Here is an 18,623-nt window from a genome sequence, read left to right on the forward strand (position 1 = left end):
GTGTAGGGGCCGGGCCCCGCGCGTCCTTCAGTGGTCGAACGGCAGGGAAGCTTGCGCAGGGCCGAGATGATGCTCTCGGTCTCGTCGGGTGACAGGGCCGCGAGCAGCTTCTGCTCTGCGTCGAGCAGGGCGTCGAGCGCTCCGTCGACTGCGATGCGTCCGGGTGAGGTCAGGACGACCTGGACGCCGCGCCGGTCGGCCGGGGTCAGGCTGCCGTTCGACGAGCCCCTTGTGGACGAGGCGGTCGACCCGGTTGGTCATGGTCCCGCTGGTCACGAGCGTCTCTTGGACGACCTGCCCGGGGAGAGTCGGTATGGCTGGCCGGAGCGTCGCAGCGCGGACAGGACGTCGAACTCCGATGGCTCGAGCCCGTGGTCGGCGAAGGCCTGCTTGCGGGCACGGTCGAGGTGCAGCGCGAGGCGGCTGACCCGGCTGAGCACGTGCATCGGCGTGATGTCCATGGCGGGACGTTCTCGCTGCCATGCCGTGATGAGTCGATCGACGTCGTCCTCCATGCGGGAAGACTATCAAGATTCTTGATGTCGAGATTGTTTCGGGTCGAACTCGGACGTACGTTGGCATCATGCCTGTCTGGGATCCCGCCCGTTACCTGCAGTTCGCCGACGACCGGTCGCGTCCGTTCGTCGACCTGGTCGGCCGGGTCCGCGGCACGCCGAGCACGATCGTCGACCTCGGGTGCGGACCCGGTCGAGCCCACGGCGATCCTGCGGGAGCACTGGCCCGACGCACGGATCCACGGCGTCGACTCGTCGCCCGAGATGATCCAGCGGGCCAACCGCGACAGCACCGATCCTGGTGCAGCTGACCGGCTGGCCGACGTCGCCACCTGGTCGCCGCAGGGAACCGTTGACCTCATCGTGTCGAATGCCCTGTTCCAGTGGGTGCCGAACCAGCTCGACGTCATCCGACGCCTTGCTGCGGCGGTCAGCCCAGGTGGCACCTTCGCGCTCCAGGTGCCCCGCAACGTACGACGCCGCCAGCCACACGTTGCTGCGAGACATCGCAGCTGAGGAGCCGTACGCCGAGCACACCGCCGACATCACCGGTGATCGCGGTACCCAGCCGCTGGCCTATCCGGCTCGCTTCGCCGATCAGGGCTGGGACGTAGACCTGTGGGAGACGACCTATTTCCACGTGCTTCCCGGCGACGATCCCGTCTTCGACTGGACGTCGGGTACCGGCGCGCGGCCGTATCTGCAGGCCCTTCCGACCGGGCTCCGCGAGCAGTTCGCCGATCGCTACCGCGCAGCCCTGCGCCTCGCCTACCCCCGCCAGACCTGGGGGACAGCCTTTCCATTTCGCCGGACCCTTGTCGTCGCTCGACGCGAAGCCGGTCTCCGGTAGTCTGACTGGGCAACATTCCCCGGTTGGTCTGCCGGCAGGGCCCGCCGCACTTTGAATGCGGACAAGCGACGTAGGTTCGACTCCTACCCGGGGAGCCGACGAGATCGAGAAGATCTATTGGGAGGAACTCACATGAGTGAGAACGTCACGGCCATCGTGCTGGCGGCAGGTGCGGGGACGCGCATGAAGTCCTCACAGGCCAAGGTGCTGCACGCGATCGCCGGGCGCAGCATGATCGAGCACGCCTTGGTCGCCGTCGCCGGCGCCGGTGTGGCACGCACCATCGCGGTCGTCGGGCATGATCGCGAGCAGGTCGAAGCTGCGGTCTCCGCCCACGATCCTGCGGTGACCCTCGCGGTCCAGGAGCAACGGTTGGGCACCGGCGACGCGGTCAGAGCCGCGCTCGACTCGCTCGACGACATACCTGACGGGCCGGTGCTGATCAGCTACGCCGACGTCCCGTTGCTGTCGGCGCAGACCCTGGCCGCAGCTCATCGTCGACCACCGGGCCGCAGACCGGGCAGTCACGATCTTGACCGCCGACTCGACGAGCCCTTCGGCTACGGACGCATCCTGCGCGACGAGGCCGGTGCGGTCACGGCGATCCGCGAGCACAAGGACGCGACCGAGGCCGAACGTCAGATCCGTGAGGTCAACAGCGGCATCCTGGTCGTCGACGGGGCGTTCCTGGCACGTGCGGTCGGCCAGCTCAGCCCGCAGAACGCCCAGGGCGAGCTGTACCTGACCGACATCATCGGGCAGGCCGTCGATGAAGGGCTGCCGGTCGGTGCGCACGTCCTCGAAGACGTCTGGCAGACCGAAGGCGTCAACGATCGTGCGCAGCCGCCCGCCTCGGCGGCGCGCTCAACCGTCGGCTGACCCAGCACTGGATGACCGAAGGCGTCACGATCGTCGACCCGGCCACGACCTGGATCGACTCGGCGGTGACTCTGTCACCCGATGTCACGCTGCTGCCCGGCACCCAGCTTGCTCGGCGCCACGACAGTGGCCAGCGGCGCCACGATCGGCCCCGACACGACGTTGCGCAATGTCGAGGTCGGCGAGAACGCGACGATCATCCGCACGCACGGCTCCGACGCCGTCATCGGTGCGAGTGCGACGGTCGGCCCGTTCGCCTTCCTGCGGCCCGGGCCGACCTGCGTGCGAGGGTGGCAAGATCGGCACCTTCGTCGAGGTCAAGAACTCGACGATTGGCGCCGGAGCCAAGGTTCCGCACCTGTCGTACGTCGGTGACGCCACGATCGGCGAGGGCACCAACATCGGCGCCGGCACGATCTTCGCCAACTACGACGGCGTCCACAAGAACCGGACGACGATCGGCTCCCACGCCAAGACAGCGTCCAACAACACCTTCGTGGCACCCGTCGACATCGGCGACGGAGCCACACCGGCGCCGGAACGACCGGCGTTTCGACGTCCCGGCGGGGGGCGCTTGCGGTGAGTGCTGGGTCACAGAGGAATATTGAGGGGTGGGTCGCGGACAAGCGTCCGGGATCCGCCGCCGATCAAGCGGCCCGCGCGGCCACGTCGAACACCACTGAGGAGTCAACAGGTGAGTAGCCTGTCCAAGAGGACGCCCACTCGGAACATGCTGCTGTTCTCCGGTCGGGCCCACCCGACGCTCGCTCAGGAGGTCGCCGACCTGCTGCAGATCGAGGTCGTGCCCACCACGGCGTACGACTTCGCCAACGGCGAGATCTACGTGCGTTTCGACGAGTCGGTGCGCGGATGCGATGCCTTCGTGCTGCAGAGCCACGCTGCGCCGATCAACGAGGCGATCATGGAGCAGGATCATCATGATCGACGCGCTCAAGCGCGCCTCGGCCAAGCGCATCACCGTCATCCTGCCGTTCTACGGCTATGCCCGCCAGGACAAGAAGCACCTCGGACGTGAGCCGATCTCGGCCCGGCTGATGGCCGATCTGTTCCTCGCCGCCGGAGCCGACCGCCTCATGACGGTCGACCTGCACACCGCACAGATCCAGGGCTTCTTCGACGGGCCGGTCGACCACCTGCTCGCGATGCCGATCCTGACCCGTCACGTCAAGAAGCGCTACGGCAAGAAGGACCTCGCGGTCGTCTCGCCCGACGCCGGACGCATCAAGGTCGCCGAGCAGTGGCCAACGCCCTGGGTGGTGCGCCGCTGGCGTTCATCCACAAGACGCGTGATCCGCGCAAGCCCAACGAGTCGAAGGCCAACCGCGTCGTCGGCGACGTCAGGGGCGCGTGTGCATCCTGGTGGACGACCTGATCGACACCGGCGGAACTATCGTCCAGGCTGCTGAGGCGCTGATGGCTGATGGTGCCGAGGACGTCGTGATCGCGGCGACGCACGCGGTGTTCTCCGGTCCGGCCGTCGACCGGCTGAAGAACTCGACGGCGTGCGAGGTCATTGTGACCAACACACTGCCGATCGAGGACGACAAGCGTTTCGACAAGCTCACGGTGCTCTCGATCGCGCCGCTCCTGGCTCAGGCCACGGCGGCGGTCTTCGAAGAGGGCTCGGTCACGAGCCTGTTCAAGAACTGACCTAGCAGCGTAGAACCCAGCACCACCGCTCCTGGCCTCAGCGTCAGGGTGGTGGTGCTGTTGTTCGTCACGGGACCGGCGTCGGGCTGGTCGTGGGTGTAGTCGGCGTCGGCGTGGTGGCTGTCGGCGTGGGGGTCGTGGCTGTCGGCGTCGGCGTTGATTCGGTCGGCGAGGGCGTCGTCGCGGTAGGTGTCGGAGTCGTCGCGGTCGGTGTCGGCGTCGGGGTGACCACGCGCGTCAACGCGATGTAGTTGCGGTCGGGATCGTGCAGCTCGACGTTGACGTTGTTGCGAATCGTCTGACCACTGAACGTCTTGGAGACGTAGGTGTACTCGCCGATCTGCCGTAGGTCAGGACCGTGATGGTGATGCCTGACAACGGTCCGCGCAGCGTGCCGCCGATCGAGAACCGTCCCGAAGCGTTCGTGGTGGTCTCCCAGACCCGGCCGTCGGCGGTCCTGAGGCGGATGCTGGCGTTCTTGAGCGCCGTGACCCCGTCTTGGTCGCGCACCGTGCCGGTGAACGTGCCGCCGCGGGTCGGCAGGTTGATGCTGACCGCTCGGGTCTGTCCGGCCCGCACGCGCGGCAGGTGGACGGTGCGGCCGAAGTAGCCGTTCGTGTCAGGCACCGTGAGCGTGTAGGAGCCGCTGGTCAGTCCGCGCAGCGACAGGGCGCCACCGCTGATCCGGCGCACCCAGAACTCGCCGGTGCGCTTGTTGACGGCGGTGACGGTCATCGAGCCCCTGGCGAGCGCGTTGCCGTCGCCGACCGTCACGAATCCGCGGTAGGCGCTCGGCTTGGTCCGCGCTTGAACGACACCTTGCGGAACGAGCGCAGCTTGACCTTGCGCACGGCTTGCTGGACCCCACGCGCCGGTTGCTCTTGTCGTAGGCGAAGACGCGGTACGTCCCAGCGGTCAGGCCGCCGAGCGCGAACTGCCCCGTGCGGTCGGCCGTGACGTCGTACACCTGGCCCTCGTTGCTGATGGCCCTGACGGTTGCGCTCGCGGCACCTTTGTAGCGGGACTTGCCGCGCACCTTCACGGTGCCGCCGATGGCGCCACCGACCCGGACCCGGACGTTCTTGAAGACGGCTGTCTTGCCGACGTTGACGTTGACGTTGGGGGACTCGGGCGTACGAGTTCAGGTCGTACGCGGGGCGACGGTCGACCAGCTGCAGGTGGTATCGGCCAGGGCCGTTCGTCGCTACCTCGTACGCACCTGACGACCGCACGTTGACGTTGCGCAGGTACTGCCAGTTGCTGTCATCGGCGTTGGAGCGGAACAACCGCACCGTCATGGTGCGGGCAGCCTTGCCGGACGTGTCGGTGACGTAGCCTCGGATCTTGGGGTTGCCCGCGGCTTCGGCCGCGACATTGGTCGCGGCCAGCCCGCCGATGACCAGCAGGGCGGACAGCGCAGTCGCACAGGCGCGACGAAATCCGATCATGGTGTGCTCTCCCTCGGCCCAGCAGCGGAAATCGCTCGGCGGCTGCACTGATTTTAACGCCTGGGCGGGTCATGGGTGACAATGTCCGAACAGATACGATCTGTCCGTTCGTGACAGGTGTCGGCAGCGGCCGGTGCGTCGAGAAGAGGGACGATGGCGGCCAGATCATCCGGTGCAGCAACAGGCGTACGTCTGCCTCTCCTGCTGGTGGCTCCGCTCGTCATCTTCCTGGTCGTCTTCTTGGTGGCCAAAGGCGCCAGCCTCGATGCTCAGCGGCTCGTCGCAAGAGGTCAATCCGTTCGCTGAACGCGACCCGATGGTCCCGTCGGTCTCCGCTGCATCCCGTGCGGCCGCCAGCGCGTCTGGCGCCGACGGCGAGATCCTCACCCGGCTCGCCGGCGTTCCGACCGCCATCTGGCTGACTCCTGAGGCGTATCCGATCGACCAGGTGGGCGATGTCGTGGCCGAGTCGGCCAAGCAGGCTGACACGACCGACCGGACGGCCGTCTTCGTCGTCTATGGCATCACCGATCGTGACTGCGTGGGCGGAGAGTCCAGCGGTGGCCTGTCACCCGACCAGTACGAGGAGTGGGTCGAGCGCATCGCCGATGCGGCCGGCTCGCGGTCTGCCGTGATCTTGGAGCCCGACGCCCTGGCGACGGCGTCGGAGTGCGACCAGGTCGACCAGCGGACGACGTTGTTGCGCGAGGCCGTGCAGGAGCTGACCGATGGCGGGCCCGCGGTCTACGTCGACGCCGGTCACGCGCACTGGGTCGATCCGACCGAGATGGCCACGATGCTGACGGCAGCGGGGGTCGAGGACGCCCGTGGCTTCTCGACCAATGTCGCAGGCTACGAGTCGGTCGAGGACGAGCGGGACTACGCCGAGCAGGTCAAGGCGGCGCTGGGAGATGCCAGCTGACGTCATCGACACGAGCCGCAACGGTGCCGGGTCGAACGGCGAGTGGTGCAATCCGAGCGGTCGGGCCCTGGGGCCCGAGCCGCAGGCTGGCACCGCAGGGAGCCTCGATGCCTACCTGTGGATCAAACCGCCCGGCGAGAGCGACGGCGAGTGCGGGGGAGGGCCGCCGGCCGGTGAGTTCTGGACCGAACGGGCCCTCGAGCTGGCTGCCAATGCCGGGTGGTGACCGACGCGAGTTGGCGAGAATCACACACTCTTTTTATTTATTGACCGCGTGGTAACGGCGTGTGACGGCTAGCATGAGCGCCATGGAGAGGGAGTAGAAAAACTTGCGGTCATCATCGAGGATGATGCCGACGTCCGTCATCTGCTGAAGACGGTCCTGACGCAGAGTGGTTTCGAGACCATCATGACGTCCAACGGTGAGGACGGGATCGACGCTGTCCGCACCTACAACCCGATCTTGACGACCCTCGACGTCTCGATGCCCGGCATGGACGGCTTCGCTGCCGCCAAGAGGATCCGTGAGTTCAGCTCGACGTACATCGTGATGCTCACGGCCCTGGCTGACGAGATCGACATCGTGCAGGGACTCGACTCCGGCGCCGACGACTATCTGCTGAAGCCGTTCCGGCCGCGCGAGCTGCGGGCTCGGATCGAGACCATGATGCGACGCCCCCGCGAGCGCGTCGGTGTCGGCGCGGTGGCCCAGGCGGCCGAGGAGCTGCTACCAGGCGCCCGCCCCCGTCCGTGAGCCCGAACCCCTGCACCGAGCCCGTCCAGCCGTGCACCAGCCGGCGGAGCCGGTCCAGCAGCCTGCACGCCCGACCGTGCACCAGCCCGTGTACGAGCAGGCCCCTCAGATCGTCCCCGAACCTGTGCGCACGCCGTCGGCCCCGCCGCAGCGTGCTCCGCGCCAACCCGTCCACGAGCCGGAGCCTGCCGCACCCGCGGCCGTCCACCAGCGTGGATCAGCGGCGGTTCCGGATGCTGACGGGTGGCTCGAGCACCAGGGCCTGAGCCTCAACAGCCACACCCGCCTGACGCAGGTCGACGGCCGCAGCATCGAGCTGACGCGCAGCGAGTTCGACCTGCTGGCCACCCTGATGGGCTCTGGTCGGCGCGTGCGCAGCAAGGCCGATCTGGTGCTTGCCCTGCGCGGCGAGACCTACGTGACGACCTACTACGTCAACGATGCCGACAAGCGCGCTGTCGAGGTGCACATGGCCAACCTGCGTCGCAAGATCGGTGACTCGACGGCGACGCCGCGGTTGATCGAGACGGTTCGCGGAGTGGGCTACCGGATGGCTTCCGAGCGCGACGACGCCTGAGCTGGTCGCTCGTCCCTCGAGCGTGTCGAAAGGGCTGACCCTGCGCGTCTCGACAAGCTCGACGGGCAGGGTCAGCGCGACGGGCAGGGTCAGTTGGCGTTGACCGGGATCTTGGTGACCTCGGTCGGCTGGCCCGACTGGAAGATCGCGATCGGGACGCTCTGACGGATCGTCTCCTTGTAGTACGACTTCGAACCGGCTGACCGCTGGATCCAGACGGTCGCCCGGAAGATCAGCGTCACGCCCTTGGTGTCCATCGCGAGATCGCCGATCTGCTGGTTGCGCAGCTCGAACGCACCCTTGGGCGACGTGATGAGCATGCCGTTCTTGTTGGTGACCGGCTCGGGGTCGAAGGTGATGCGCTTGGCGCGGGCGTTGAGCTGGTACGGCCGTTCGACGGCTCCTGACTTCGTCGTCGTCTCGGAGTCGACCCGGATGCGGTCGAGCCACACCTTGCGCTTGGTCTTGAACTTGTCCCGCAGCTCCTGGTCGAGGTCATAGGCCTGCAACGTGAACGAGAAGTACTTGTTGCCCTTGGGGAACCACAGATTGGTCCGAGGCGTCGACTTGGTGGGCCAGATCGTGTAGACGAAGTCGACTCCGTCGATGTCGACATGCGACTGGAACGTTCCGTCGCGGGTGAACTGCGAGTCGAACGTCGGGGTCGGCGACGGTGTCGGAGTCGGCGACGCCTGCGGGGTGTCGGTGGGGCTGAAGTCGCTGAGGCTGCACGCCGTCAACATGACGAGGGCGACGAGGACGGCGACCACGGCGGACACGCGGCGGCGGAGGGCAGTGGGCACGGGAAGGCTCCTGGCAGAAGAAGTAGCGGAAGAAGAGTCGCGGTGGCGGGAGTCGGTCATGCCTTGAACCCCTTGTAGCGGCGCATGAGCTTGGTGGCCATCCAGGCCGTCTGCAGGATCGTGACGACGCCGAGCACGGTCCAGCCGCCCAGCAGCACATCGGACTGCAGCCCGGTCGGCAGCTGCGCCCAGATAGCGACCGCCGTCGCGAGGATGAAGAGCATGATGCCGATCGGCAGCAGGTGGGCGTGGCCACCGCCGCCGCTCTCGGCCTTGGCCTGCAGCGCCCAGTTGTCGGTCTGGGAGCTGCTCGCGAACTTGGTCCACGACCGGGCGAAGTGCCCCAGCCGCACCCACATGTAGAGCTCGGCCGGGATGAACAGCAGCGCGAACAGGTAGTCGCGCCGGTTGGGATTCTCCATCGCGTGGGCGGTGCGCAGGTTCAGCAGCGTCGCCATGATCGACGGCACGGCCCACAGGATCACGAACACGAATGCGTTGAGCATCAGCGAGGTGATGAGCAGGAAGAAGAAGACCATGCGGGTGAAGCCGTTGGTCGCCATCGAGATGTTCTCGAACCAACGCAGCCGGCAGGTTGGGGTGAAGGGGCTGTCCTTTGGTGTCGCCGCGCTGGCCGGGCCACATCAGGTCGATCGCCCCGGTGTTCCACTTGACCTGCTGGGCGTCTAGCGACCGCAGCGTCGTCATGCCACCGACGTTGGCGCGGGCACGGGCGCTGATCTTGGTCAGGTAGCCGGCGCTCTTGATCTGCAGCGACAGCAGGGAGTCCTCGATCTCGCTGTCGCGGACCACGGGTACCGCTGGTGCGTCTGCACCACGACCCGGCGCAGCGCCTCCATCGAGAAGATGGAGTACTGGCCGCCGAGGACCGCCATGTTGCGTCCACGCAGCAGGTTCTGCATGTTGAACGCAGCGAACTGGGCGCGCTGGCCGGCGATCAGGAACTTGCTCATCATGGTGTCGAGGCCGCTGTCGTCGATGCTGTAGATCGCCGAGATGCCGCCGATGCGCTCGTCGTCCTGGATCTCCTGGACGAGGAACTCGATGGCCTGCGGGTGCGCGGTCGTGTCGCCGTCGACGCCCAGCAGGTAGTCCATGCCCTCGACGAGGGTGAAGCCGTAGTTGAGCGCGCCAACCTTCTTGTCGGGGTTCTCGCCGATGTCGTGGACGAAGACCTCGGTGCACTGCTCGTCACGGCCCTCGCCGCGCGTGTGCAGGCCGGCGTAGTGGCTGGCGATCTCGACCGTCGCATCGGTCGTGTTGTTGACGATGACGTGGATCGCGTCGGGCAGCAAGGTCTGGGCCAGCAGCGAGTCGAGCACGCTGGCGATGGCCTCTTCCTCGTTGTACGCCGGGATCACGCAGCCGACGGTCGATCGGTACGTGGGGAGGGCCTCGATACCTGCGAGGAACTCGTCGGCGTACCGATGCATGTCGGGGTGGGGCGAAGGGGGTTCGGTGGGCGTACCCGATGCCGTCGTCACTCACGTGCTGCTCCTCAAAGGCCGAGATGGCCGGGAAAAATCCTGGTACGTCCAGCATGACCGGTCCAGATCAGGCTTTGCTCAGCGTTGCCTCAAGATTTGGTCAGTTAATTCCGGCCATTGGACGTCCAGCGAAGCCCGGTCACGTGTGGGCGCGCTCGAGGTCGTCGGTCGCCTGGGCGAGCAGCGACTCGAACGTCGCTGCGATGTCGGCGGTGTGACTCGTGCCGAAGCTCGCGTCGATGCGGATCTCCATGTCCTCGCCGATCGAGGCGTCGAGCAGGCCGGTACGGATCGCCGCCACGATGTTGGACGGAAGATCGGCCGAGGTCATGACGGTCAAGATGGCGAACCGACCGGCGCCAAGGTGCCCGATGAGGGCGCTGGCCGGTACCCGGGAGCGCAGCAGCTGGGTGAAGTGCATCATCGCGCTGTCGCCGGTCTCGCGGCCGAATGCGGTGTTGAGCTCGTCGAGGGCGTCGATCTCGGCCAGCACGAGTGCGACGTGCCGACCGGTCATGGTCGCGCGCTCGATGCGGTCGCGGGCGTCGTCGCGGAACGGCTCGGGCGTCAGCACGGCCAGGTTGGTTCGACGTGCTGTCTCGGCGTTCATCGACCACCAGTTGCCCGCCCGCTCGACCCGGAGCGCCGACAGGCAGATCGCGGTGACGACGAACAGCGCCGTGAACGGCAAGATCGTGCTCTCGACCGTGGGGCGCTGCGCCACCGGGGAGTCGGCGGCCGCATAGACGGCTGCCGCGGCCAGGTACCACCCACCGAACGTGAACAGCACGACCTGGAGGATGCGGCTGTTGAGGTTGAGCCGCATGCCGCCACGCATCAGCTGGATCGCGCACAGCCAGGCAGCGAACCCGGTCACGCCGAGACGCAGTGTCGAGCTCAGGTCGAGGTCGACCGGTCTGCCCGCGATGACGGTCGGCAGTGCCGTCAGCAGCGCTGCGAGGAGCGGGATCCAGATCAGGGAGCGGGCGCGTCCGTCGAGGGCCCGGCACCCCGACCAGATCGCGCCGACCGAGAACACCGACGAAGCATCGATCGTGGCGACCACCAGCGACGGCGTCGAGTCGTCCAGCCCGTAGATCGCCGCGAGTCCCGTTGCGCACATCGCGCTGGCCAGGCCCGCGACCCAGGCACGGTTCGCCTCGTCGTTGTGGCGCAGCGCGGCGGTCGTCGCGAACACCGCCGCGACCGTCACCGTCGCCAAGGCGCAGCAGGTGAGCAGGGTCGTCATGTCAAGATCCATGGCCGTCAGTTCTCCTCGGGCAGGGGCGCGGTGATGGGCGAAGGGACGGCGGGGGGACCGGCGACTGGAAGCTGGACGAGCACCTCGGTGCCGACTCCGGGCTCGCTGGCCACCTCGATCGTGCCGCCGTGCCGCAGGACGATCTCACGAGAGATGCTCAGGCCGAGCCCCGTGCCGTGCACGGTCGAGCCGCGGACGGAGTCGCGCACGGTAGAAGCGTTCGAACAGGCCCTTCTGCTCCTCGGCGGTCATGCCGCGCCCGTTGTCGGCGACTGGTCGCTCGACCTTCTGCACGCCGTCCGGGTCGGCCACGCCACGGGCTGTGACTGCGATGCGTCCGCCGATGCGGTTGTACTTGATGGCGTTGGACAGCAGGTTGTCGACGACCTGGCGCAGCCTGAAGGCATCGGCCATGGCCCGCAGGTCGGTGCCGGCGTCCAAGGTGATCGGGATCAGCCGGTCGGCGGCCAGGACCCGCACCGAGTCGATCGACTCGGCGACGAGAGCGGCGATGTCACAGTCGTGAAGCTTGAGCGAGATGGCGTTGGCCGGACTGGTCGAGCGTGCGGCGAGCAGATCGCTGACCAGGGTGTTGACGCGTTGGGTGCTGGTCAGGGCGATGTCGAGCATCTCGCGGGCCGGTTCGGGCAGTCCGTCGACCTCGAGGGCCAGGTCGACGTAGCCCAGCACCGAGCTCAACGGGGTGCGCAGCGCGTGGGACATCGAGGTGACCAGGTCGTCGCGGTCAGTGATCGCGCGTACTTCGGCAGAGACGTCGCGCAGGACGACGACGACCCGGTCGACCTCGCCCTGCTCGTTGTGCAACAGGCGGGCACTCACGTCGATCGCGAACCGGGTGCCGGTCAGGTGGCCGATCCAGTAGGTCTGACCGTCGACCGTCGCGCCGGCGAGGACCCGGACGTCGGGCATGTCGTCGGGAGCAACTGGCGTCGTCTTGTCGGCGTGATAGAGCGGAAAACGTCTCCACGGTGTGTTCGGCGGCAGGCCGATCTGGGTCAGCAGCGAACGAGTCGCCCGGTTGGCGGTCAGCATCGTGCCCGTGATGTCGAGGCTCATGACGGCGAACTCGACGGCATCGAAGGCCTCCCGCACCGTCTGCTCCTGGATGCGGGTGCGGTACAGCGCCTTCTCGAGCATCCGGGTCTGACGGCGCAGCAGCCTCGCTGGGACTCGACCCGTCGGGCGGTCGTGTGGGTCACTGCTGCCACGAACGCCAGCGCGACGGTCAGGCTCGCGGTCGCGGCCGGTGTCGTCGAGGTGAGCGGAAGCCACGAGACGTCGAGCTCTGACAGGCCGACCTGCATCCACAGCAGGCTGCCGGCGAACAGCGTCCCGGTGATGCTGCCCCGCGAGCCGAAGGCGGTGGACAGCCAGATGACCGGGAAGATCAGCAGGATCCCGAAACCGCTCTGCGGCTCGGCCAGCCGAAGCATCGCGATCGCAGCGATGTCCATCAGCGGGACGACAGCCTGCCAGGCAGGCGGGAACCGTGACCAAGGGACGATCGCCGACAGGATCGTGATCCACAAGATCGCCGTCAGGCCGAAGAAGAACGAGGCGCCATCTTGCAGGTCGTTGTCCTCGAAGCCGACCGTGATGCGCACGGCGAGCGCGACCGCGCCGGTCAGCAGCACCTGCGACTTGAAGACGCTGTCGCCGAAGCGGGTGATTGACCGGTCGAACACGCGTACGCGATCTGGCGACGCCTCCATGGTGCGTACCGTATCCCAGTCAGGGGCAGGGACGCACGGGCACAGCGGTGGCGAGATGACAGATTTCGTCGCGGTACCTGCCCTGCGATAGACTTCCTCAGTTGCCTCGGCGAGGGTCTGTTCAGACCGTGATCGACAGGGCGCTCCACAGGAGTGCTGTGTCGAGCGCCGGATCAGGTGACCACCGACCATTTCATTGCTTCACGACTTGATCTTCAAGACGCACTCACACCAGGAGATACCCCGTGGCTGACCTCAACATCTCTGCCGAGACCCGCACCGAGTTCGGCAAGGGCGCTGCTCGTCGCATCCGTCGCGCCGACAAGGTTCCCGCCGTCCTCTACGGACACGGTTCCGACCCGGTCCACGTGACCCTCCCGGGCCACCAGCCATGCTGGCGCTCAAGCAGTCCAACGCGCTGCTGACGATCGACCTGGGCTCCGAGAAGCACCTGGCGATCCCCAAGCAGGTTCAGCGCGACCCGCTGAAGGGCTTCATCGAGCACGCTGACCTCCTGATCGTCAAGAAGGGCGAGAAGGTCACGGTCGACGTTCCCGTCCACGTCGTCGGCGACGCCGTCAGCGGCAACCTGGTCGTGCTCGAGAACTCGACCCTCTCGGTCGAGGCCGAGGCCACGCACATCCCCGACGGCTTCGACGTGTCGGTCGAGGGCCTCGAGGCTGGCGCTCAGATCCTGGCCAAGGAGGTCAAGCTGCCCAAGGGCACGACGCTCGCCGTCGACGAAGACCTGCTGATCGTCAACGTCACGGCCGCTGCCGTCGAGAGCACGGAAGACGCTGCCGAGGCTGACGACGCAGCTCCGGCCGAGGCTGAGGCTGCTGCTCCCGCCGAATGAGAGTCACTGAATGACCTGGTTGATCGTCGGGCTCGGAAATCCGGGCCCGACGTACGCCAGCACCCGCCACAACATCGGCTACATGGTGGCCAACGCACTGGCCGCACGCATGTCCGGCCAGTGGAAGAAGCACAAGTCGGGACGGGCCGATGTCGTCGAAGGACGACTGGTCGGTGAGCGCGTCGTGCTGGGGCGTGCGCGCACCTACATGAACGAGAGCGGTGGACCGGTGTCCACGCTCGCCAAGTTCTACGACGTCGACGCCGATCACGTCGTCGCGATCCACGACGAGCTCGACATCGACTTCGGCATGCTGCGCATCAAGCACGGCGGTGGCGACAACGGTCACAACGGGCTGAAGTCGATCCGTCAGTCGCTCGGCACGGAGACTTCTTCCGTGTGCGAGTCGGCATCGGACGTCCGCCCGGACGCCAGGACGTGCACGACTTCGTGCTGAAGTCGTACTCGTCGACGGAGCGCAAAGACCTCCCGACCTACATCGAAGAGGCCGCTGATGCGATCGAGAGCCTCATCACCGTGGGGCTCGAGAAGACGCAGAGCACCTTCAACCGATGAGGGTCGGCAACCGATGAAGGCTGGCAACTGCTGATGGGTGACACGACGGTCAAGCTGCAACGCCTGGCGTCCTTGGTCGCGTCCGAGCCGGGCATCGCCCAGGTGCTCGCCGACCGGGCTGATGGTCTCAAGACGCTGGAGATCCAGGCGCCGGAGCCGCTTCGACCGTTCCTGACCTATGCGCTCGCCCAGCAGTCGACCGTCGTCGCCGCGACGGCAACGGCCCGCGAGGCCGAAGACCTGACGACCCAGCTGGCTGCGCTGCTCGGTGCTGATGCGGTCGCGTACTACCCGGCGTGGGAGACGTTGCCGCACGAACGGCTCTCGCCCCGGTCCGACACGGTCGGTCGCCGCCTCGCGGTGCTGCGCCGGCTGGTCCATCCGACGTCGGTCGGTTCCGGCCTCGGGACCGCTGCGCGTTATCGTCGCGCCGATCCGCTCGTTGTTGCAGCCGCAGGTCAAGGGCTTGGCCGACCTGGTGCCGGTGAGCTGCGCAAGGGCGAAGAGGTCGAGCTCGACAAGGTCGTCGCCGATCTGGCTGCGGCGGCATATTCGCGGGTCGACCTGGTCGAGCGACGCGGCGAGTTCGCGGTGCGTGGCGGCATCATCGACGTCTTCCCGCCGACGGAGGAGCATCCGCTCCGTATCGAGTTCTTCGGCGACGAGGTCGACGAGATCCGTCGATTCGCTGTCGCTGACCAGCGGACCCTCGAAGCGGTCGACCAGGTGTGGGCGCCGCCGTGCCGTCGCTGCTGCTGACCGCCGAGGTCCGGGGACGCGCAGCCGAGCTGGCCGTCGCCCATCCTTCGTTGGCAGAGATCTTCACCAAGCTGTCGGAGGGCCACGCCGTCGAGGGCATGGAGTCCTTGGCACCGGTGCTCGTCGATGAGATGGAGACGTTGGCCTCCTTGCTGCCGCCGGAGTCTGCGGTGCTGCTGATGGATCCCGAGCGCATCCGGGCACGGGCAGCCGACCTGGTGGCCACGAGCGAAGAGTTCCTGCAAGCCTCGTGGGCTGCGGCGGCCGGCGGAGGGGAGTCGCCGATCGATCTCGGGTCTGCGGCGTTCAACTCGCTCGACGACGCTCGCCTCGAGGCGCTCACGCTCGGCCACAGCTGGTTCAGCCAGTCCCCGTTCGGGCTCGACGTCGATCTCGACGAGGGCACGCGAGTCATCGACGTCGAGGCGGCTGCGGCCTATCGCGGCGACATGTCGGCGGCGTTGGCTGACATCGTGCGCTGGACGGCGTCCGACATGCGGGTCGTGTTCGTGGCCCCCGGGCACGGTCAGGCGCAGCGCACCGTCGAGTGGCTGACCGACAACGGGGTCGCAGCGACGCTCGACGACGAGGTCACCGGACCGTCGTCTCGGGTCGTGCAGGTGAGTCTCGGCGAGCTCGCCCACGGTTTCGTGTCGACTGAGCTGTCGTTGGCCGTCATGACGTACGACGACCTGGTGGGTCAGCGGGCGGCCGACCGCACAGAACGCAAGATGCCGGCCCGGCGTCGCAAGCAGGTCGACCCGCTCGAAGCTCAAGCCCGGCGACTTCGTCGTGCACGAGCAGCACGGTGTCGGCCGCTACGTCGAGCTGATGCAGCGAGTCGTGCAAGGCGCGGCACGTGAGTACCTGGTCATGGAGTATGGCGCGTCGAAGCGTGGGCATCCGCCGGACCGGTTGTCGTCCCCATGGACCAGCTCGACCAGATCAGCCGGTACGTCGGTGGAGAGTCGCCTTCGCTCGACCGCCTGGGCGGTGCCGACTGGACCAACCGCAAGAACAAGGCCCGCAAGGCCGTCAAGCAGATCGCCGGCGAGCTGATCAAGCTGTATGCCGCCCGCCAGGCGACGAAGGGTCACGCCTTCGGTCCTGACACGCCGTGGCAGGCCGAGCTCGAGGACGCCTTCGCCTACGTCGAGACCCCTGATCAGATGATCACGATCGACGAGGTCAAGCGCGACATGGAGCGGACCGTCCCGATGGACCGCCTGGTCTGCGGCGACGTCGGCTACGGCAAGACCGAGATCGCAGTCAGGGCAGCGTTCAAGGCGATCCAGGACGGCAAGCAGGTCATCCTGCTGGTGCCGACGACGCTGCTCGTCCAGCAGCACTTTGCGACGTTCGCCGAACGTTTCGGACAGTTCCCGGTCGTCATGAAGCCGCTGTCGCGGTTCCAGACCGAGAAGGAGTCCAAGGAGACGCTCGCCGGTCTGGCCGACGGGTCGATCGACATGGTCATCGGTACCCACCGGCTGCTGCAGCCTGGCGTCAAGATCAAGGACCTGGGTCTCGTGATCGTCGACGAGGAGCAGCGGTTCGGCGTCGAGCACAAAGAAGCCATGAAGATGCTGCGCGCAGCGGTCGACGTCCTGTCGATGTCGGCGACGCCGATCCCGCGAACCTTGGAGATGGCGATCACCGGCATCCGTGAGATGTCCACGATCGCGACCCCGCCGGAAGAACGGCACCCTGTGCTGTCGTTCGTCGGTGCCTACGAGGACCGTCAGGTGATTGCGGCGATCCGTCGCGGAGCTGCTGCGTGAAGGCCAGGCCTTCTACATCCACAACCGGGTGCAGAGCATCGACAAGGCAGTTGCTCGTATCAAGGAGCTGGTGCCGGAGGCGCGGGTCGCTGCCGCGCACGGCCAGATGGGCGAGCACCGGCTCGAAGAGGTCATGGTCGACTTCTGGGAGAAGCGCTACGACGTCCTGGTCTGCACGACGATCGTCGAGTCGGGCCTCGACGTCTCCAACGCCAACACCATGATCATCGAACGTGCCGACACGTTGGGCCTGTCACAGCTGCACCAGCTGCGGGTCGCGTCGGGCGCTCGCGGGAACGCGCCTACGCCTACTTCCTGTACCCGCCAGAGAAGCCGCTCAGCGAGACCGCGCACGACCGGTTGGCGACGATCGCCCAGCACTCCGAGCTCGGTGGCGGCATGGCCGTGGCGATGAAGGACCTTGAGATCCGTGGTGCAGGCAACTTGCTCGGCGGCGAGCAGTCAGGTCACATCGCCGACGTCGGCTTCGACCTGTACGTGCGACTCGTGGGGGAGGCTGTCGCCGAGTTCCGTGGCGACGCCGAGCCTGAGCGCGAGGTCAAGATCGAGCTGCCGATCGAGGCGCACCTGCCGCACGACTACGTCGGCAGCGAACGTCTGCGTCTCGAGATGTACAAGCGGCTCGCCGATGTGCGGGCGCTGGCCGACGTCGACGAGATCCGCGGCGAGCTGGTCGACCGGTACGGCAAGCCCCCCGAGACCGTCGAGGTGCTGCTCGACGTCGCCCGGTTGCGCGTACGTGTACGCGAAGCCGGCCTGACCGAGGTCACCGCAGCCGGCTCCAACATCCGGTTCGCGCCGATGGTGCTGCCAGACTCGGCCCAGATGCGGTTGCAGCGGGTCTATCCGCGCAGCACCTACAAGGTCGCCGCCGAGGTGGCGCTCGTTCCGCGGCCGAAGACTGCGCCAGTGGGCGGCAAGCCGCTGGTCGGCCGGGAGCTGCTGGAGTGGACCCGACTCGTCATCGACACGCTGATCCCGCCACCAGCTCTCGTCGACTGACAGCGGGTGAGGCTGCCGTTCCAGGCCCACATGGCCTACGGTGCTCGCTGTTCCTCGTCCTCGGTGGCTGTCACCCGCAGCACCAGAGACGTCAGTGCTCGCGCAGCAGAACACCCGCGCCGTGGACCGGGTCCTCGATTCCGTGCTCGCGCAGCGCGTGCCACAGCGTGGCGGAGTTGATGGCGACGACCGGCTTGCCGAGCTCGACCTCCAGTGTCTCGGCGAGGTCGACGAAGGACAGGTTCGTGCCCACCTGCACGATCGCCTCCACGTCCGGACCGTCGAGCTCGGCGACGACCTCGCGCAGCCGCGGTTCCGCGACGCGGGCGATGCCGGTCGCGGTCGAGCAGCGCAGCCCAGTGATCGCGGCGACGTCGAAGCCCGCCTCGGTGAAGAAGCGGCCCACCTCGCGGTCGGCCACTGGCTGATAGGGCGAGAACACCGCGATCCGGCGTACGCCCAGCGCCTGGAGCGCCGCTCGACAGGAGCTCGCGCCGGTGGTGACCGGCAGCCCCGTGCGCTCGCGCAACCGGCGCTCGAACGCCGCATTGCCTTCCACGCCGCCCCAGAACGTCTCCGCCGACATGCCCATGACCAGCCGGTCGGGCTCGGCAGTGAGGGCATCCCGCACCGCGGTGTCGATGGAGGCCCGGATCTGCAGCAGCAACGCCTCGAAGCCCGCGTCGCCGTCCATCGTGGGGGTTCTC

25 protein-coding genes, 1 tRNA gene and 3 pseudogenes are annotated in these 18,623 nt (G+C 67.4%); 16 read left to right on the top strand and 13 right to left on the bottom strand.

Annotated elements, in window-relative coordinates:
• Window positions 1–27: 27 nt before the first annotated feature.
• Window positions 28–261 carry a hypothetical protein gene (locus ACHMWU_RS11980; protein WP_396046690.1) on the bottom strand — a complete coding sequence of 78 codons (234 nt, stop codon included), beginning with the start codon at window positions 259–261 and terminating at the stop codon, window positions 28–30.
• An 11-nt stretch (window positions 262–272) separates the two neighbouring features.
• Complete coding sequence (locus tag ACHMWU_RS11985; protein ID WP_396043936.1) at window positions 273–515, bottom strand: hypothetical protein; 243 nt, start codon at window positions 513–515, stop codon at window positions 273–275.
• 60 nt (window positions 516–575) lie between these two features.
• On the opposite strand from ACHMWU_RS11985, the gene ACHMWU_RS11990 reads away from it, so the two are divergent.
• The 4 genes from ACHMWU_RS11990 (at window position 576) to ACHMWU_RS12005 (ending at window position 2,244) form a co-directional block, all read left to right on the top strand.
• Window positions 576–1,031: a class I SAM-dependent methyltransferase gene (locus ACHMWU_RS11990; protein ID WP_396043938.1), complete on the top strand. Its 456-nt coding sequence runs from the start codon at window positions 576–578 to the stop codon at window positions 1,029–1,031.
• Window positions 1,009–1,365 (top strand): hypothetical protein, encoded by a 357-nt coding sequence (locus tag ACHMWU_RS11995; RefSeq protein ID WP_396043940.1) that lies wholly within the window; start codon window positions 1,009–1,011, stop codon window positions 1,363–1,365. The genes ACHMWU_RS11990 and ACHMWU_RS11995 overlap by 23 nt, the downstream gene beginning before the upstream one ends.
• 16 nt (window positions 1,366–1,381) lie before the next feature.
• A tRNA-Gln gene (locus ACHMWU_RS12000) sits at window positions 1,382–1,460 on the top strand.
• A gap of 37 nt (window positions 1,461–1,497) precedes the next feature.
• Window positions 1,498–2,244 carry an NTP transferase domain-containing protein gene (locus tag ACHMWU_RS12005; RefSeq protein ID WP_396043942.1) on the top strand — a complete coding sequence of 249 codons (747 nt, stop codon included), beginning with the start codon at window positions 1,498–1,500 and terminating at the stop codon, window positions 2,242–2,244.
• A gap of 74 nt (window positions 2,245–2,318) precedes the next feature.
• Here ACHMWU_RS12005 and ACHMWU_RS12010 read toward each other — a convergent pair whose 3' ends face one another.
• Window positions 2,319–2,471, bottom strand: coding sequence for a hypothetical protein (locus ACHMWU_RS12010; RefSeq protein WP_396043944.1), 153 nt, complete (start codon window positions 2,469–2,471; stop codon window positions 2,319–2,321).
• A 2-nt stretch (window positions 2,472–2,473) separates the two neighbouring features.
• On the opposite strand from ACHMWU_RS12010, the gene ACHMWU_RS12015 reads away from it, so the two are divergent.
• The 3 genes and pseudogenes from ACHMWU_RS12015 to ACHMWU_RS12025 all read left to right on the top strand — a co-directional run bounded on the left by ACHMWU_RS12015 (window position 2,474) and on the right by ACHMWU_RS12025 (window position 4,166).
• On the top strand, window positions 2,474–2,827 hold the full coding sequence (locus ACHMWU_RS12015) for a hypothetical protein (RefSeq protein WP_396043946.1): 354 nt from the start codon (window positions 2,474–2,476) through the stop codon (window positions 2,825–2,827).
• A 147-nt stretch (window positions 2,828–2,974) separates the two neighbouring features.
• Window positions 2,975–3,915 (top strand): annotated as a pseudogene (locus tag ACHMWU_RS12020) (ribose-phosphate diphosphokinase).
• A 92-nt stretch (window positions 3,916–4,007) separates the two neighbouring features.
• Window positions 4,008–4,166, top strand: a complete 159-nt coding sequence (locus tag ACHMWU_RS12025) for a hypothetical protein (protein ID WP_396043948.1) — start codon at window positions 4,008–4,010, stop codon at window positions 4,164–4,166.
• Here ACHMWU_RS12025 and ACHMWU_RS12030 read toward each other — a convergent pair.
• Both ACHMWU_RS12030 and ACHMWU_RS12035 read right to left on the bottom strand, forming a co-directional pair.
• Window positions 4,153–4,689, bottom strand: a complete 537-nt coding sequence (locus ACHMWU_RS12030; protein WP_396043950.1) for a hypothetical protein — start codon at window positions 4,687–4,689, stop codon at window positions 4,153–4,155. The two genes, ACHMWU_RS12025 and ACHMWU_RS12030, sit on opposite strands and share 14 nt — an antisense overlap.
• Window positions 4,686–5,363 carry a hypothetical protein gene (locus tag ACHMWU_RS12035; protein ID WP_396043952.1) on the bottom strand — a complete coding sequence of 226 codons (678 nt, stop codon included), beginning with the start codon at window positions 5,361–5,363 and terminating at the stop codon, window positions 4,686–4,688. The genes ACHMWU_RS12030 and ACHMWU_RS12035 overlap by 4 nt, the downstream gene beginning before the upstream one ends.
• 265 nt (window positions 5,364–5,628) lie before the next feature.
• On the opposite strand from ACHMWU_RS12035, the gene ACHMWU_RS12040 reads away from it, so the two are divergent.
• The 4 genes from ACHMWU_RS12040 (at window position 5,629) to ACHMWU_RS12055 (ending at window position 7,616) form a co-directional block, all read left to right on the top strand.
• Window positions 5,629–6,285, top strand: a complete 657-nt coding sequence (locus tag ACHMWU_RS12040) for a glycoside hydrolase family 6 protein (protein ID WP_396043954.1) — start codon at window positions 5,629–5,631, stop codon at window positions 6,283–6,285.
• The gene (locus ACHMWU_RS12045) at window positions 6,275–6,511 is read left to right on the top strand and encodes a glycoside hydrolase family 6 protein (protein ID WP_396043956.1); all 237 of its coding nucleotides are present in this window, start codon (window positions 6,275–6,277) and stop codon (window positions 6,509–6,511) included. Before ACHMWU_RS12040 ends, ACHMWU_RS12045 begins: the two co-directional genes overlap by 11 nt.
• A 156-nt stretch (window positions 6,512–6,667) precedes the next feature.
• Window positions 6,668–7,039 (top strand): response regulator transcription factor, encoded by a 372-nt coding sequence (locus ACHMWU_RS12050; RefSeq protein WP_396046692.1) that lies wholly within the window; start codon window positions 6,668–6,670, stop codon window positions 7,037–7,039.
• An 88-nt stretch (window positions 7,040–7,127) separates the two neighbouring features.
• Window positions 7,128–7,616 carry a winged helix-turn-helix domain-containing protein gene (locus ACHMWU_RS12055; protein WP_396043958.1) on the top strand — a complete coding sequence of 163 codons (489 nt, stop codon included), beginning with the start codon at window positions 7,128–7,130 and terminating at the stop codon, window positions 7,614–7,616.
• A gap of 89 nt (window positions 7,617–7,705) precedes the next feature.
• On the opposite strand, the gene ACHMWU_RS12060 is transcribed toward ACHMWU_RS12055, so the two are convergent.
• Together ACHMWU_RS12060 and ACHMWU_RS12065 are read right to left on the bottom strand one after the other, a co-directional pair.
• A complete protein-coding gene (locus ACHMWU_RS12060) occupies window positions 7,706–8,419 on the bottom strand; it encodes a hypothetical protein (protein WP_396043960.1) in 714 nt (237 codons plus the stop codon).
• 56 nt (window positions 8,420–8,475) lie between these two features.
• Window positions 8,476–8,982, bottom strand: coding sequence for a hypothetical protein (locus tag ACHMWU_RS12065; RefSeq protein WP_396043962.1), 507 nt, complete (start codon window positions 8,980–8,982; stop codon window positions 8,476–8,478).
• Between ACHMWU_RS12065 and ACHMWU_RS12070 the strand changes: the two genes are divergently transcribed.
• Entirely contained in the window at window positions 8,972–9,109 is a 138-nt protein-coding gene (locus tag ACHMWU_RS12070) for a hypothetical protein (RefSeq protein WP_396043964.1), read from the top strand. The genes ACHMWU_RS12065 and ACHMWU_RS12070 overlap by 11 nt on opposite strands.
• Before the next feature lie 56 nt (window positions 9,110–9,165).
• Here the strand turns inward: ACHMWU_RS12070 and ACHMWU_RS12075 are convergent, their stop codons facing one another.
• From ACHMWU_RS12075 to ACHMWU_RS12095, 5 genes are all read right to left on the bottom strand, one after another.
• The gene (locus ACHMWU_RS12075) at window positions 9,166–9,924 is read right to left on the bottom strand and encodes a glycosyltransferase family 2 protein (RefSeq protein ID WP_396043966.1); all 759 of its coding nucleotides are present in this window, start codon (window positions 9,922–9,924) and stop codon (window positions 9,166–9,168) included.
• A 142-nt stretch (window positions 9,925–10,066) separates the two neighbouring features.
• The gene (locus tag ACHMWU_RS12080) at window positions 10,067–11,176 is read right to left on the bottom strand and encodes a diguanylate cyclase (protein ID WP_396043968.1); all 1,110 of its coding nucleotides are present in this window, start codon (window positions 11,174–11,176) and stop codon (window positions 10,067–10,069) included.
• Window positions 11,177–11,193: 17 nt separating this feature from the next.
• On the bottom strand, window positions 11,194–11,370 hold the full coding sequence (locus ACHMWU_RS12085; protein ID WP_396043970.1) for an ATP-binding protein: 177 nt from the start codon (window positions 11,368–11,370) through the stop codon (window positions 11,194–11,196).
• Complete coding sequence (locus ACHMWU_RS12090) at window positions 11,333–12,346, bottom strand: sensor histidine kinase (RefSeq protein ID WP_396043972.1); 1,014 nt, start codon at window positions 12,344–12,346, stop codon at window positions 11,333–11,335. The genes ACHMWU_RS12085 and ACHMWU_RS12090 overlap by 38 nt, the downstream gene beginning before the upstream one ends.
• The gene (locus ACHMWU_RS12095) at window positions 12,262–12,894 is read right to left on the bottom strand and encodes a hypothetical protein (protein WP_396043974.1); all 633 of its coding nucleotides are present in this window, start codon (window positions 12,892–12,894) and stop codon (window positions 12,262–12,264) included. The genes ACHMWU_RS12090 and ACHMWU_RS12095 overlap by 85 nt, the downstream gene beginning before the upstream one ends.
• 272 nt (window positions 12,895–13,166) lie before the next feature.
• Here ACHMWU_RS12095 and ACHMWU_RS12100 point away from each other — a divergent pair, with 272 nt between their 5' ends.
• The 4 genes and pseudogenes from ACHMWU_RS12100 to mfd all read left to right on the top strand — a co-directional run bounded on the left by ACHMWU_RS12100 (window position 13,167) and on the right by mfd (window position 17,916).
• On the top strand, window positions 13,167–13,346 hold the full coding sequence (locus ACHMWU_RS12100; RefSeq protein ID WP_396043977.1) for a hypothetical protein: 180 nt from the start codon (window positions 13,167–13,169) through the stop codon (window positions 13,344–13,346).
• Window positions 13,313–13,777 (top strand): 50S ribosomal protein L25, encoded by a 465-nt coding sequence (locus ACHMWU_RS12105; protein ID WP_396043979.1) that lies wholly within the window; start codon window positions 13,313–13,315, stop codon window positions 13,775–13,777. Before ACHMWU_RS12100 ends, ACHMWU_RS12105 begins: the two co-directional genes overlap by 34 nt.
• A gap of 10 nt (window positions 13,778–13,787) precedes the next feature.
• Window positions 13,788–14,353: pseudogene (gene pth / locus ACHMWU_RS12110) on the top strand (aminoacyl-tRNA hydrolase).
• 33 nt (window positions 14,354–14,386) lie between these two features.
• Window positions 14,387–17,916: pseudogene (gene mfd / locus ACHMWU_RS12115) on the top strand (transcription-repair coupling factor).
• A 91-nt stretch (window positions 17,917–18,007) separates the two neighbouring features.
• Here mfd and ACHMWU_RS12120 read toward each other — a convergent pair.
• A complete protein-coding gene (locus ACHMWU_RS12120) occupies window positions 18,008–18,610 on the bottom strand; it encodes a hypothetical protein (RefSeq protein ID WP_396043981.1) in 603 nt (200 codons plus the stop codon).
• Window positions 18,611–18,623: the final 13 nt, after the last annotated feature.

It is taken from the genome of Aeromicrobium sp. UC242_57, from assembly GCF_044452305.1.
In the GTDB taxonomy this organism is placed as follows: Bacteria; Actinomycetota; Actinomycetes; order Propionibacteriales; family Nocardioidaceae; genus Aeromicrobium.

What these genes read in the sequence shown, in the direction of transcription:
- ACHMWU_RS11980 (WP_396046690.1), bottom strand. Translation starts at nt 261, where the DNA reads ATGACCAACCGGGTCGACCGCCTCGTCCACAAGGGGCTCGTCGAACGG.
- ACHMWU_RS11985 (WP_396043936.1), bottom strand. Translation starts at nt 515, where the DNA reads ATGGAGGACGACGTCGATCGACTCATCACGGCATGGCAGCGAGAACGT.
- ACHMWU_RS12005 (WP_396043942.1), top strand. Translation starts at nt 1,498, where the DNA reads ATGAGTGAGAACGTCACGGCCATCGTGCTGGCGGCAGGTGCGGGGACG.
- ACHMWU_RS12010 (WP_396043944.1), bottom strand. Translation starts at nt 2,471, where the DNA reads ATGACGGCGTCGGAGCCGTGCGTGCGGATGATCGTCGCGTTCTCGCCG.
- ACHMWU_RS12035 (WP_396043952.1), bottom strand. Translation starts at nt 5,363, where the DNA reads ATGATCGGATTTCGTCGCGCCTGTGCGACTGCGCTGTCCGCCCTGCTG.
- ACHMWU_RS12040 (WP_396043954.1), top strand. Translation starts at nt 5,629, where the DNA reads ATGCTCAGCGGCTCGTCGCAAGAGGTCAATCCGTTCGCTGAACGCGAC.
- ACHMWU_RS12045 (WP_396043956.1), top strand. Translation starts at nt 6,275, where the DNA reads ATGCCAGCTGACGTCATCGACACGAGCCGCAACGGTGCCGGGTCGAAC.
- ACHMWU_RS12065 (WP_396043962.1), bottom strand. Translation starts at nt 8,982, where the DNA reads ATGGCGACCAACGGCTTCACCCGCATGGTCTTCTTCTTCCTGCTCATC.
- ACHMWU_RS12080 (WP_396043968.1), bottom strand. Translation starts at nt 11,176, where the DNA reads ATGACGACCCTGCTCACCTGCTGCGCCTTGGCGACGGTGACGGTCGCG.
- ACHMWU_RS12090 (WP_396043972.1), bottom strand. Translation starts at nt 12,346, where the DNA reads ATGCTCGAGAAGGCGCTGTACCGCACCCGCATCCAGGAGCAGACGGTG.
- ACHMWU_RS12105 (WP_396043979.1), top strand. Translation starts at nt 13,313, where the DNA reads ATGCTGGCGCTCAAGCAGTCCAACGCGCTGCTGACGATCGACCTGGGC.
- ACHMWU_RS12120 (WP_396043981.1), bottom strand. Translation starts at nt 18,610, where the DNA reads ATGGACGGCGACGCGGGCTTCGAGGCGTTGCTGCTGCAGATCCGGGCC.